This is a genomic window from Stieleria mannarensis (assembly GCF_014154935.1).
In the GTDB taxonomy this organism is placed as follows: domain Bacteria; phylum Planctomycetota; class Planctomycetia; order Pirellulales; family Pirellulaceae; genus Stieleria; species Stieleria mannarensis.
This window is the reverse complement of record NZ_JACEHH010000004.1, coordinates 112,928-126,844: the sequence shown is the minus strand read 5'-3', so window position 1 is coordinate 126,844 and position 13,917 is coordinate 112,928. Positions and strand designations below refer to the sequence as shown.

The following is a 13,917-nucleotide window of genomic DNA, read 5'->3' as shown; positions in this document are numbered from 1 at the left end:
ACTAGCATACGTGCACCGGCGACGCCTGAAAACCACCGCGCCGCTGTCACCGCGTTCCCTGTACCAGGTCAGCTGTGCCAGGTCAGCAAGACCACGCCAAACAAAATGACGCCCACACACAGAGATTTGGCCCGAAAATTGGCCTCGCTGAGCGCCTTGGCTCCGAATCCGAGCGCGATCACCACGCTGCTGCGGCGGACGACCGAGACGACTGAGACCAGGGCTGTCGGATCCGAGAGCGCCACGAAATAGAACCAGTCGGCCAAAATCAGCAGCGGACTGACCATCGCGATGCTCCAACGCCACCGAAATGGCTGTGCCGGACGCCCACCGGCTTCGCCCACGGAACCCGCAGACAGCGAGCCCCGCGGCGCGTCGAAGCGGTACCACCACAGCGCCAGCGGGACCATCACGGGCACCAAATCAATTGTGAACCAAGCCTGCATCGTGACCGGATCGAATCCCGCACGCTGCAACAGCCACTTGTCGTAGATCGAACTGCACGCCCCCAGCAATGTCGCCGCTACCATCAGGGCGACCCAGCGGTTTCGGGTGAACCGAATCCCCTCGCGCCGGCCCACCAAAGTGAATCGCCAGAATCCGATCAGCACGACGGCGATCCCCAGCCATTGCATCAGAGTCGGGCGTTCACCGAAGAACGCAATGGCGATCAGGATCGTCCAAAATGGGCTGGTTGCTCGAATCGGCGCCCCGATCGAAAGCGGCAAGTGCTTCAGCGCCGAAAACGCGAACGTCCACGACGCCCCGACCAGCACGCTTTTCGCAGCAATCAATCCGTGTTCCCGCCAGCTCAGCGAGCGGACCACCAGCCGATCCGACGGGATCGTTTCGGCCCAGAATGTCGACCAGATCACCAACGGTGAATACAGCAGCGCGCCGATCGAGACCGTGGTGAGCAGCACGACCGGCACGGCATTGCCCTGGACCGACCACTTCTTCGCCGCGTCGTACGCCCCCAGCAAGGTTGCCGAGACGATGCTCAATAGGATCCAGCTCATGCCACCAGCATGAAGCCCCCTCGCTGCCTTGCAAACCGTCCAGCATCCGCCAGGATCGCAAGGTCCTCCCCAGACACCTTGCCCGCCCCCGTAGGTGATGCTGTGCATCACACACCCTCCCCGGCCACGCCCCCCATCTCCTGAACAAGAGCGGATCTCGTCCGAAGCCCCCCAAGAGCGATCGAGGCGGCGAGCGAGGGTGACCGGGCTTCTTGAACCGAGGACTTACCCGGGTAACGGCGGAATCCACCGAGGACGCACGGTGGCGGTGGCGATTTTGAGCGGCGTACCGGGGTTTTGTCGGCTGGAGCTGCCAGCGACCCGGCCGCGGCGGTTATCATGTCGTGACGACGATCCGCCCCTGATCACGGTCGCGGCCACCGTGCCCGCGACCGTGATTCCTCCTCTTGAATTTGCAGAGTGATATTCCGATGACCAGACTTTCCCGCCGCCAGTTTGTCGGTTCGACCGCGTCCGCTACCGCCGCATTTGCGGTGACGTCTTCGCTTCCCGGCCGCACCTTGCGAGCCGCCGATGCCAACAGCGAAATCAATTTGGGGTTCATCAGCTGTGGTGGCCGGGCCGGCCAATTGATGGGCCAGTTTGAAAAGGTCGCCGGCATCAACATCGCCGGGTTGTGCGACGTGGACGAAAACCGACTCGGCGCGGCCAAGCAGCGATTCCCCAAAGCCCAAACCTGGACGGATCTGCGCGAATTGATCGAGGCGCCGGGGATCGACGCCGTCGTGATCGCGACCTGCAACCACTGGCACTGCCTGGCCGCGATCTGGGCGATGGAAGCGGGCAAGGACGTGTACGTCGAAAAACCGCTCTCGCATAGCCAATGGGAAGGGCGTCAGACGGTGGCCGCGGCGCGGAAGTACAACAAGGTTTGCCAGATCGGTACGCAGCAGCGGAGCGATCCGATGCAGGCCGAGATCAAGAAATTCCTGCACGAGGAAAAGGCGCTCGGGGAAATCAAATCCGCCCGCGTCAATCGTTATGGCGTCCGCCCGTCGATCGGCAAACGCGACACGCCGCTGGAAATCGAAAAGAATGTCGCCTATGACCTGTGGCTCGGTCCGGCCGCCGATGAACCGATCTACCGCGAAAAACTGCACTACGACTGGCACTGGGATTGGAACACCGGCAGCGGCGAAATGGGCAACTGGGGTGTGCACGTGTTGGATGATTGCCGCAACAACATCTTCCAAGACAGCGTCGCGTTGCCCCAACGCGTCCTGGGCGGGGGCGGCCGCGTCGTACTGAACGACGCCGGCGACACCCCCAACGTGCACTTCGCGTACTTTGATACCGGATCGATCCCGGTCGTGATCGGATTGAGCAATCTGCCGGACCAACCGGGCGGAAAGAAGAGCCCCGCGCATCCGGGCCCGGCCAGTGGTTACATGGCGTACTGCGAAGGAGGGCGATTCGAGGGCCAGCGGGGCCGTGCCGCCGCGTACGACAACGAGGGCAAAAAGATCAAGGAGTTCAAGGGCAATCGGGGCGATGTCGTCCACCAACAGAACTTCATTGATGCGGTTCGCGCCCAAGACTCCGGCCTGCTCAACGCCGACGTCGCCGTGGGCAACGACAGCACCGGCTGGTGCAATCTGGCCAACGTCGCTTTTCAAGCCGGCAGCGACTTCAGCCGTGATGCCGCCAGCGAAGTCAAGCTGGATGAGTGGGACGGGTTGCTGGCCGACATGGACCAGCATCTGGCCGCACACGATTTGAAACTCGACGGCCCCGGCATCAAGCTCAGTCCGATGCTGTCCCTGGATTCCGAAACCGAGCAGTTTGTCGGCAGCGGCTCGGACGTCGCCAATGGGTTGCTGCGTCGCCAGTACCGCAAGGGTTACGAAGTGCCCGAGATTGTCTGAAGTAGTCTCCGGTCATGTCCTTTGCCCTGACGGATCGACGCACCTTTACTTACGCACTGGCACTGGCCGGTGCGCTGTTGCCGCTGGGGTTCGGTCACGATCGGCTGACGGCGGTTGAACCGGTGGCCGAGCGGGTTGCAGAACTGGAGGTTGAGTCGGGCGACGGCAACCGCCAAGCCGCATCGGCCAACGAACCGATCGGCAGCCTTGCGGATCTCGCGCGGCACTACGGGCGGACCGATGTGGAGACATTGCCGGTCGATTTTCATGCTCGAGTCAACTACTGGGATTCGCGTGACCAAGCGGTGTTTGTCCAAGACGAACACGGCGCGATCTATCTGTCGATCCCGTTTGAGTACTTCGAACGCCACCCACGGCTTCGGCCGGGGACCGACGTGCGTGTGATCGGCAACCTGATCTTGGAACGCTACTTCGTCCAGGCAGAAACGATCGAAATCGCTGGTGTCGACGAACCCGTCGCGCCCAAGACGACCCAGATCGAAGACTTGTCATTGGGGGATCGTTGGGCCCAGCGAGTGAGGACGTCGGGGACGCTGCGTGAAGTCGCCCGGTTCAGTGACCTTTGGGTCGCGTCGTGCTCCTCGGGCGACACCAGGTTTGTGATCCACCAATTCGACGAGGACGATTCGGTTGATTGGCAACAATGGATCGGGCGTTCGGTGGAGATCGAGGGGACGTTGATCTGTAACGTTGACTTCAACGGCCAGCCGTTTCGGTACGCCGTGCAGAGGAATGAATTCGATCCCCCGCTGAGGGCAGCGCCGCGATCGGGCGACGCAGAAGACGACGCCGACGAAGCGCTGCCCCAGAATGCCCCGTCCCGGACGATCGAGCAGCTTCGTACGGCGAACACGGTGCCGGGGACACTGTATCGGACAAGCGGGCAGATCACATCGGTCAGCCAACACGAAGGTTACTTGATCGAATCCGATGGCCCGGGGATCTTTGTCCACACCGAACTGGCGGAGGAGACGTCGCTGGGGCATGTGGTCGAAGTGACCGTGCGTCGTGACCCGAGTGATCGGTTTCGCGCCGTCACACTTTGGTCCAAAGCCTTTCGCAGCGTCCCGCCGCCGCCGATGGACAGGGCCGAATCGGTGCAGGTCTCGTTGTTTCCCTATCGCGCGACAATGGAAGCGGAGTTGATTGCGACGCTCAGCCAGGGCGAACGACGAGTCGTCATGCTGCGCGACGGCGACACGTCGTTCGCGGCGATCCTGGAGGCAGACGATGATGACTGGAAGGAGGCGTCGCTGGACAACGCTCGACGTGTCGCGGTGACAGGAATGCTGCTGGCGGCGGCACCGGAGATGGCGGAACCGGAACAGGGATTTACCCCCGTCTTCATGGTCGAATTGGCGAGCATCGATGACCTGCGCGTCGTTTCGCGATGGTGGCAACTCTCACCCTCGCTGGCGCTGTCGGTGTTGGCGGTGATCACCGTCGTTTGTTTGACCGGCATGCTTTGCTTTGCCACGCTGTGGTTGCGGCTACAGCGGACCGTGCGGACCAACCGACGGCTGGAGTCGGATTTGCTTGAGAGCCGAAAAATGGACGCGCTCGGTCGGCTCGCCGGTGGTGTCGCCCATGACTTCAACAATTTGCTCGCTGCGATCGCGTCCAATTTGGAACTGATCGATCGGGGCGATTCCCAGGCCGGCGAGCAGCAGCACCACCAATGCCTGGCCGCGGCGCGCCGCTGCACCGCACAGGCGACCAAACTGGTGCGTTCCTTGCTCGGTTTCTCGCGCCAGACCAAACTCGACTTGCAAGTCGGCGATCTGAATGACGTGGTCAACGATGCAGTGTTGTTGGCCAAAACCTCCCTGCCGCCCGACGTCGTCGTCAAGTTACGGCTGAGTCCCGACCTGCCGCCGTGTCGCGTCGACCAAACGCAACTGGAACAGGTCTTTCTGAACCTGATGTTCAACGCCCGTGATGCGTTGGGGCGGCAGGCGGGAACGATCATGGTGGAGACCGATTCGATCGTCGATGACGATGGGAATTCGATGGCACGTATCCGGGTCCGTGACGATGGACACGGAATGAATCATGAAACCAGCGCCCGAGTCTTTGAACCGTTCTTTACCACCAAGAAGGTTGGCGAGGGAACCGGGTTGGGATTGGCACTCTCCTATGGCGTGATCAACCAGCACGGAGGAACGATCGACTGTCACAGCGAACTCGGCGTCGGAAGTGTCTTCACCATCCTGTTGCCCGGCGTGTCGATCGGACCGGATGAATCGATCGCCGGCCAAACCGAAATCGACATCCAAACGACGCGACGAACCGAAGCCGGCGCCGCCGTTACCGCCGGCACCGACAACGATCACGAGGAGGTGGTCACGGGCAATCGTCTGCGCGTCGACCGCGGCCAGTCCTCGATCAAGGCTTCGATCAAGGCTCCGGTGAAGCCGCCCGCCGAGGATGCCCCGCTAAAGATCTTGCTGGTCGACGATGACGACGAGGTGCGGCGGGTTGCCAAGCTGAGCCTGGAAGCGATCGGGCACCAGGTGACGGACGTCGCCGGTGGCCACGAGGCGATCGCACGGGTCGAACAAGGTGAATCGTTCGACGCGGTCATTTTGGACCTGATGATGCCGGGTATTTCCGGAGCGGAAACGTTTGACCGGCTAAAGTCGCACCAGCCGGATCTGCCGATCATTGTTTGTAGCGGGCTGCTGATCGAGATCGAAAACCTGAAGCAGGTTTCCGGCAGAAAGCCCGATGCGTGCTTGTCCAAGCCGTTTCAATTGGCTGACCTCCAGGACCGGCTGCGCGAGATCTGTCCAACACAGCGCGTCAACTCCCAGCGGCAGCACACGGCGTAGCCAGCCCGTAGCGGAAGCCGCCAAGGCTTTCGTCTTGCAGCAGTTCACACGGGGAGAGCCGAAATTCTTGGCGAATTCCGCTACCACATACGCCCCTTGCCGGGTTAGGGACAAAGCCTAGCGACGGCGAAGTTCTTCCTGCACCCGCCGGGGCGTGGCGATGCGGCGGGGCCGCGTCGTCTGCCAGGCGGCGAAACAGGACAGCAGCGACAGACAGACGGCGGCCCCGACGATCCGTTCGGTCACGCCCGCGGGCAGCCCGCGATCGACCGCCGTCCCCATCGTGAACACCCAATTGGTCACCTGCCAGATCGGGTCGTAGGTCAGCGGTTGATAGTCGTTGTAGTGCAGTTGCATCGAATACGGGACCAACGCCGCCATCACCGCGACCACGACCAACGCCGCCACCCCGACTTCGACGCGTGGGTTGTTTCGCAATCGAACGACGAACATCACCGCCCGCACCGCGACCAAAAAGCAAATCAGGTACGCCGAGAACAGGACGGCCGGCAGCCCCACCACGCGTTGAAACTGTCGCCGCATGGCCCCACTGACATCGGCCGCGCGCATCACCCAATCCATCGACGCGTATTGCATCGATGCCAGGATCGTGATCCCCGTGATGGCGAACACCAGTCCGGTCGTCGGGCCGGGCGTCAACCAGGTTAAAAACAGTCGAGCCAGGAAACTGCTGGGCAGCTCGCGGCGAATCCGCGGTGTGATCGTCGAACGCTCGCCGACCATCAACGCGCCGCAAAACGTCCACAAGCCGGCGATCACCACCAGGCCGCCGATGTAGACCGGGATCGCCCGATTGCCGAGCACCAGTAGCCCGGCCACCATCGTCGCGACGCAGATCGTCGTCAGCACCAACAGCGACAGACGCAGCGACGTGGAGCGGTTTTCGGTTTCCGGAGTCAATTGAGCCGCGGTGGCGGTCAGCAACAGATGCCCCAGGGCGGCGGCCAGGGCGAGCGTCGCCAGGACGGTGAACAGCAACTCCGGCGGGGAGAGTGGGTTGCCGTAAAGGATCATTCCGACGACCATCGAGCTGATGCCGTATTCGGCCAGCACGAGTAAAAAGATCAGCACCAGCATCGTCGCCACGCGCCCGGAACGCCCCCGCGCCAGCGGCGCAAAGAACAGGCCGATCACCGTCAATAACAAACCGGTCACCGCCAGCGACGCGACAACCAACAGTGTCGTCGGCAAGTCCACGCCGCGCAGCGAATACGCATAGGCCAAACACGGAAACAGGGTGACAAAGTAGAGCAGCATTTGCAGCGAAGCGCTGGCCAGTTTGCCCATCACGATCTGCCACGGTGACAGCGTCGTGATCGACAACAACTCCAACGTCCCGTCATCGATTTCACTTTCCAGCGATCGATAGGCCGCCAGCGGGACGACCATCATCATCGGCAACGCCAGCACCGCGTAGTAGCCGATCATCATCCGCGGCGCCGAGGGCGTCGTGTAGATTTGGGGCATCAACGACAGACTGCCGGCGATCGTCCACGCCAACGCGGCAAACAAGATCATCGAAAACGTCACGACGAACTGACGGCTCTTGAGCGATTGCCGCGTCTCCTTGACCAAAATCGGATTGATCGCATCGCCCACCCGCTCGCACCAACGGTCCAGCCAGGCAAGCCAGTTCGAGTCGGCGCTCGCCGGTTCGGTCTCGATCGTGGGGGCGACGGTTGTCATGGGAGTTGGGAGTTGGGAGTTGGGAGTTGGGAGTTGGGAGTTGGGAGTTGGGAGTTGGGAGTTGGGAGTTGGGAGTTGGGAGTTGGGAGTTGGGAGTTGGGAGTTGGGAGAAAAATTGGTTAGTCTCTTGAGAACCTGAAACCTGAAACCTGAAACTACTGAACGAGGCCTTCGGTCACTTGTAGGAAGAGGTCTTCCAGGCTCTTTTTGTGGGCGTTGACTTCGGCGACATGGAACCCTTGGGTGACGAAGTGGGTGACGATGGCGGCTTGGTCGGTCATGTTGCCGCTGAAACCGAAGCGGACGAATTGGCCGTCCAGGATCGGGTTGTCGATGGTTAGGTTTTCGTCCAGTCCGGACAGGCAGGTGAGGATTTCGTCGTGGCGATTGAGGATCCGCAGGGTCAGCTCGGATCGGTTTTGTGTGTCCGATTGGATCTGGTCCACGCTGCCGGTCGCCAGCAACTGGCCTTGCTCGATGATCCCCACTGCGTCGCACATTTCGGCCAGTTCGGTCAGGATGTGGCTGCTGATCAGAATCGTTTTGCCGCGATCGGCCAGTTCGCGGATCATGCGGCGCAGTTCGATCCGCGCCCGTGGGTCCAGCCCGGCGGCGGGTTCGTCCAGGATCATCACGGCGGGGTCATGGACCAGTGCCCGTCCCAAGCACAGTCGTTGTTTCATCCCTTTGCTTAAACCCCGAATCGGCTTGGTGGCCATTCCGCTGGTGCCGGTGAAATCCAGCACCCACTGCAGACGACGCGTCCGCTGGCGCCCCACGAGACCGTACGCGCGGGCGAAGAAGTCCAGGTATTCGCGGCAGTTGACGTCGCGGTAGGTGCCGAAGGAGTCGGGCATGAACCCCAGGCGTTTACGGACCAGTTCGGGATCATTGACCACGGAAAACCCGTCGACAAAGGCATCGCCGTAGCTGGGCAGGTCCAACGTCGCCAGGATCCGCATCGACGTGGTTTTTCCGGCGCCGTTGGGGCCGATGTACCCGAACACTTGGCCGCGTCCGACGCTGAACGTGACGTCGTTGACCGCCCGCGTGTCGCCAAAGAATCGGTGCAGCCGTCGTAGTTCGATACAGTCCGACGGGTCGCTGTGAACACCGACCGTCGGTTCGCGACGGCTTTCCGATGCATCGCCGGGTGGCGCGGTTTGATCTGACGCGGTGTCGCCGGCGGTCGCTGTGGAGGCGATCGGTGCGTCGGGTTGCATCGCGGCGGTGCCCTCGGTTCCAGAATCTTGCCCGCCGGAATCTTGCTGGATGTCGTTCATTGCAGCGTCCCCATCACATAGCGGACACTGGCGACTTGCTCGGCGTCATCCATCGGGACCGAATCGCTGCTGGGGGAACTGAGGCCGACGAACGTGCCCGGCGGCAATTCCCCTCGCACGAACAGCGTGTCATTGAGCCAGCGTTCGAAGGCACCGTCGGTCACCACGACACCGCCCCGGCTGAGTTCTCGATTGATAAACAGTGGCAAGTCGCGGATCCGCCGGCTGCGAGTCGACCGCCCCGATTGGGACACCGCCCCGACCGGACGGAAACGGATGTAAAGGTTACCCAGCAACTTGGAAGCGTCTTGGGTCTGCGGGATCCACTTGGCCGATGCGGTCGAGCCGGCGTCGATCGTGTCGGTCGACCAATAGCGGCCGTCGGGGGTGCAAACGACCAAGTCACGAAGCTGAAACGGCAGCGAGCTGGAAAGTTCGATCGCGGTGGCATTGGGAACCGAGCCGCCCGAATCGAATGGCGTGACCCCGCTGAAAGAAATCGTTCCCACGTCGCGGCGGACCCGATGGGTGACAAATTGGGTTTGGCTGCGCGAAGGCAAAAACGCAGGGTCCAGCCGTTGGTCACTCTGGTCGACCTCAACACGCAATCGCACCTCGTTCAGGTCGCTACGGAGGTCCTGCCACATCTGCTGGCCGCCGCTGGGATAGCCCATCACTTCGGCATCGGCAGGGAATCGCAATCCCGTGCGTGGGCTGATGCCGGCAAACAGCGTCGACCGAGTTCGTTCGACCGCATCACCGCTGGCCCCATCGATCCACGTCAGTTGTCGCACGCGAACCGTCGTCCCGAAACCGTCGGACACGATGCTGTAGGTAAACATCGCGGCGGTCGTCACCAGCGCCAGGGCCGGTGCGATCAGGAACATCAGGTGCGAGCGGTGCCCGCGCGTCGTCCAGCGATACGCGACCGGGCCGACCAGCAGAACGAACAGCGTCAAGATTCCCATGAAGGTGTAGACCGGCGGCTCGGCGACTCCCGGAATCAGCCATCGCCGACTGCGAAAGTCGCCCATCATCGGATCCACACCGCGGGTCAGCATCGCCGAACGTCGAAAGCCGATCAGTTGTTCAAGCAGGTCAAAGCCCAACAGTGGATCGAAGGTTTCCAGGGGCAGCCCCACCACTTGACCACCACCGGCGTCCCGTCGATAGCCTTGGGGCCACTGGGAAGCAAACGATTTGATTCGCGCTTCACGGTCCTCGATCCAGCGCAACCGGGCGGTGCGTTGGGCCAGCGTAGGCCGCTGGACCGTCGAAGTTCCATTCCCGGAACTGGCAAGGATTTCACCGCCGGCCTGCGGGGCTGGTTGGCTGGGAGGCAACTGGTTGGGGGGAGCTGGCGAATCGGCCGACTGCTCCACCCAACTGGAAAAGAGAGACCGAAAGCGTTCCAATTCATCGGTCTTGGCCGAAGCGACGTTGGCCACCCATGCGCGAAACGTTTGGTCCTCTTGTGGTTGCGGCAGAAGCTTCAACCGCAGCGTTTGCCCTAGCCGGGCCGCGTCAGGGGCTTCGAGCACGACCAGGGTTCCGCCCATCAACACCCAATCGCGGATCGTTTGGATCGCTCGGTGTTGCCGATCCGGGGTGGTCGGGGTGGGATCCGACGCGAACGCATCGAGAATGTCGCTTTCGATAATGATGCAATCCAGGTCGCGTAAGCGGCGCCAATCGGTCGGCAGGCGACTGAGCGATGTTGTTTGCACGACCGGTCGGTTGGCCGGATTGGTGACGCGGGCGGGCAGATTGATCCGGATCAGTTCGCCGAGCGTCTCAACCGGCACCGGCTTCGTTTCGACGAACATGAAGTTACAGGCCAATTCGTTGGCCAGCACGGTCGCGGGCGATTGGATCGCGTAGCCGGGGAACCGGCTGCCGACTTCGGCGCTGTACTGTGATAGCGGCGCGCCGTCCTCGAAGATCTCGATCCGATAGGAATTGCCGATCGTCCACTTGGGACCGGAACGCGACAACACGACCTGGCTTTGGCCCTGCGGAAACGTCAACGGGAATGTCGTCGCGATCGCCCGCTCGGCCGGCAGGTGGCGATCGATCGGGGTCAGCCGGATCGACAGGTTACGTTCGGCCGTCATCGGGCCTCGCGTCGACGTCAGCGTGGCGTCGATTCCGAGGTAGCCGACGCCCATCAAATTGGTCACTTCGATCGCGGCCTTGAATCCGCTTCCCCCCCCGGTCGAACCTGTCGGGGCGGCACTCGGCAGTTCGACCCGGTGTGTCGCGAGGACGTCGGGGACGGTGGACTGAGCCGAGGTCTCCGCCGCCATCGAGATGGCGATCATCAGGGCCAGGACGACCGTGGGGACCGGGCTGTCGATCCGCACGCAATTGCGGGCCGGCATCATCGCGGCCTTTCGTCGGGATCGGAAGAATGCGGCGATCAATTCGACGGCTCCCGCGGTGCAAAAATCTGCGGCGGCAATTGGTCGTCGGCAAAGGGGCTGGCGGCGTCGCTGTCGGGGGCGACACCGATCGGGAAAAGCAGCAAGAACCATCCGATCACTTGAAAATTGATCAGCCAAATCGTTTCCTGCAGGAACGCCAATCCCCCCAGCGGGACCTGCAGCAAGCGGCTTGCGCCAAAGACGATGCCGAGGGCCACGGCCACCGCCCCGGCCGGTCGGGGCAAAAACGCGACCGCCCAGGACAGCAGGAACAGCAGTGCGGAGCAGACGAACATGCAGAGCGTGAAGAACAGCCCCACTGCCGCCGCGGTCGCATACGCCCCGCCCTGGTCGGCGGCGTACACCACCGCGATCACGACCGCCGAAACCGCGGTCAGCACCAGCAGTGATTGGAACGAAATCCGCGGCAGTAGGCGGCTGCGAAGCACCGGCTCGGTCGCCGACTCGCGTCCACGGGGTAATTGCTGGTCCATCGCAAACGACTAGAGAAGAGGACAAGGGCGACTCAGGCGGCCCTTAAAGCCGCATTCTAGCAACTTGCCAGCCGCTGTTGATGGTGGGTGGTGGCGAAAGGACGCAACAGACCCTGGCCCCGACCAACGCTGGCCCCCAACGGCACCACGTTAAGAATTGTTAAGGGCCTTCTAAGTCTCGAAGGGCAATCCAAGGCCCGTGGCTAGCGTCACCGGCTCACGATTGTTTCGGTCGCGATTAAATCGACAGACCGCGTGTGCGTCGGGCTGGTTGCGGAAGCGTGGAAACCCGCCACACTCGTTCACTGCCCCAACTGCGTGGCCAGCTCCAAAAACTTGGCAGGCAGTTTTTTGGGGCGGCCCTCGGCATCAACGCAGGCGATCGTCGAATCGGCCGAGGTAATCAGCGTTTGGTCGCGAAAAACCTGATAGCGATGCCGCAAACGCACCTTGCGGATCTCGGTCACCGCGACGTCCAAACGCAGGTAATCGTCGAACTCGGCCGCCGCGTGGTATTGGACATTCATCTCGGTGACCACCAGCAACCGCCCGGAATCTTCCAGGTCCTTGTAACGCACCCCACCGGCGCGGAGCATTTCGACCCGCGCTTCTTCGAAAAAGTTCAGGTAATTGGAGTGGTGCACGCGTCGCTGGCCATCGGTTTGATGGTAGGCGACACGGAATTCATGAGAGTATCGTAGCAGAGAGTCGTGGGGCATCCTGGCGGCCTGGGGGCGAAAGGTCCATCGTCATCGGATCGCGGGTCGGCGAGCCGTGCATCATATACCCGATCAGGCAGCCTCTGTATCAGCCCCCTCTGTATCAGCCCCCTCTGTACCAGCCCCCTCTGTACCAGCCCCCTCTGTATCAGCCCCCTCTGTATCAGCCCCCTCTGTATCAGCCCCCTCTGTACCAGCCGGCCACTGTGTGCCGCCGCCGAGTTACAATCGGAAGCTCATCCCCCCTCTTTCAGTTCCCCCCCCTCCTCTTCGCCGCCCCAACGGCAGGGACACCGAACACTGATGAACCGCATTTTCTTCCTGGCGACATTTTCGGTCGCGTTTGTCGCCGCAACCTCCGCCTGGTCCGTCGACCCCGTTCGGATGGGCTGCGGCGACATGACCTTTGACACCGTCCCCGGCTGGGGGCTTCGAGCCGACGGGAATTCTCCGCTCGGGCCGACACATGGTGGCGTGGTTATCGACAAACAGGGCAACATCTACACCAGCGCCCAAGCGGGCGTGTTCGTGTTCTCGCCCGAAGGTGCCGTGATCCACACCTACCTGGGCCCGGAGTACGCCAACATCCACGACATGGAGATCCGCGAGGAAGACGGCGAGGAGTACATTTACGGGGCCCGAAACAAGGATGCCGAAGGAATCAAATTTCGGGTTCGCGGCGGTGACATCGTTTTGAAACTGCCGTTCCCGGAAGAGTCTGGACTGGATCTGAAGAAGTTCAGCCCGACCGCGATCACCGTGGCCCCCGGCGGCGACATTTATTTGTCCGACGGATACGCCAGCAACAACATCTTCGTGTTCGACAAGACCGGAAAGTACTTGCGTCACTTCGGCACCAAGGGCAACGGAATGAAGGAATTCAACACCGCCCACGGGATGACGTTGGACACCCGCTACCAGCCCCACCGCCTGCTGATCTGCGATCGCAATCACCAACCCAAGGGCCGCTTGCTGCACTATGACCTGGAGGGCAACTTTATCGAAGAAGTGATCACGGGGCTGGGGATGCCGACATCGGTCGCGATCCACGGCGACTATGTTTCGGTGCCGGACTTGCACGGGCGGTTGGTGATCCTGAACAAAACCAACACCATCATCGCCGTGTTGGGCAACAATCCCGACCCGGCCAAGGGCCGCAGTTTCAAGGTCCCCCAATCCGAATGGGTCGAAGGCGTCTTCAGCGGCACCCACGGATCGTACTGGGACCGAGATGGGAACCTGTACGTCCAGGACTGGAACATCTCGGGACGGCTGATGAAGCTGGTCCGTGTCCGGCGGTAGTGCTCTAACGTGGCCTTCTTTTTCGATTGGGCGGGACAGTCGCCGTCCTCTCCGAGGTCGGCGCGGCGCAAAGCTTCGCTTTTTCGCCGGGGCCGAGTTCGGAGAACACGGCGACACTCCCAACGCGTCAACAAGCGGATCACGCGTTTCGATTCGGCGGCGGGAACGGTGCATTGCCTTTCCCACCGGAGCCCCCCATACCGGGCGGATCGCCGAATTGACCTTTCAGAGG

9 protein-coding genes are annotated in these 13,917 nt (G+C 62.1%); 3 read left to right on the top strand and 6 right to left on the bottom strand.

The features are described 5' to 3' along the window. Positions 1–68 precede the first annotated feature (68 nt). A complete protein-coding gene (locus H1B37_RS04110; RefSeq protein WP_182865346.1) occupies positions 69–1,019 on the bottom strand; it encodes an EamA family transporter in 951 nt (316 codons plus the stop codon). A 431-nt stretch (positions 1,020–1,450) separates the two neighbouring features. Between H1B37_RS04110 and H1B37_RS04105 the strand changes: the two genes are divergently transcribed. Beyond that, the gene (locus H1B37_RS04105) at positions 1,451–2,905 is read left to right on the top strand and encodes a Gfo/Idh/MocA family protein (RefSeq protein ID WP_182865345.1); all 1,455 of its coding nucleotides are present in this window, start codon (positions 1,451–1,453) and stop codon (positions 2,903–2,905) included. A 14-nt stretch (positions 2,906–2,919) separates the two neighbouring features. Continuing rightward, positions 2,920–5,757: a hybrid sensor histidine kinase/response regulator gene (locus H1B37_RS04100; RefSeq protein WP_182865344.1), complete on the top strand. Its 2,838-nt coding sequence runs from the start codon at positions 2,920–2,922 to the stop codon at positions 5,755–5,757. Between the two features lie 117 nt (positions 5,758–5,874). Here H1B37_RS04100 and H1B37_RS04095 read toward each other — a convergent pair whose 3' ends face one another. The 5 genes from H1B37_RS04095 to H1B37_RS04075 form a co-directional block, all read right to left on the bottom strand. Beyond that, positions 5,875–7,464, bottom strand: a complete 1,590-nt coding sequence (locus H1B37_RS04095) for an ABC transporter permease (protein WP_220498029.1) — start codon at positions 7,462–7,464, stop codon at positions 5,875–5,877. A 155-nt stretch (positions 7,465–7,619) separates the two neighbouring features. Beyond that, a complete protein-coding gene (locus tag H1B37_RS04090; RefSeq protein ID WP_286177391.1) occupies positions 7,620–8,747 on the bottom strand; it encodes an ABC transporter ATP-binding protein in 1,128 nt (375 codons plus the stop codon). Beyond that, positions 8,744–11,131 carry a hypothetical protein gene (locus H1B37_RS04085; protein WP_182865343.1) on the bottom strand — a complete coding sequence of 796 codons (2,388 nt, stop codon included), beginning with the start codon at positions 11,129–11,131 and terminating at the stop codon, positions 8,744–8,746. Before H1B37_RS04085 ends, H1B37_RS04090 begins: the two co-directional genes overlap by 4 nt. A 35-nt stretch (positions 11,132–11,166) precedes the next feature. Further along, positions 11,167–11,664: a hypothetical protein gene (locus H1B37_RS04080; RefSeq protein WP_182865342.1), complete on the bottom strand. Its 498-nt coding sequence runs from the start codon at positions 11,662–11,664 to the stop codon at positions 11,167–11,169. 302 nt (positions 11,665–11,966) lie between these two features. After that, positions 11,967–12,383, bottom strand: coding sequence for an acyl-CoA thioesterase (locus H1B37_RS04075; protein ID WP_182865341.1), 417 nt, complete (start codon positions 12,381–12,383; stop codon positions 11,967–11,969). Positions 12,384–12,686: 303 nt separating this feature from the next. On the opposite strand from H1B37_RS04075, the gene H1B37_RS04070 reads away from it, so the two are divergent. Further along, a complete protein-coding gene (locus H1B37_RS04070) occupies positions 12,687–13,685 on the top strand; it encodes a 6-bladed beta-propeller (protein WP_182865340.1) in 999 nt (332 codons plus the stop codon). Positions 13,686–13,917: the final 232 nt, after the last annotated feature.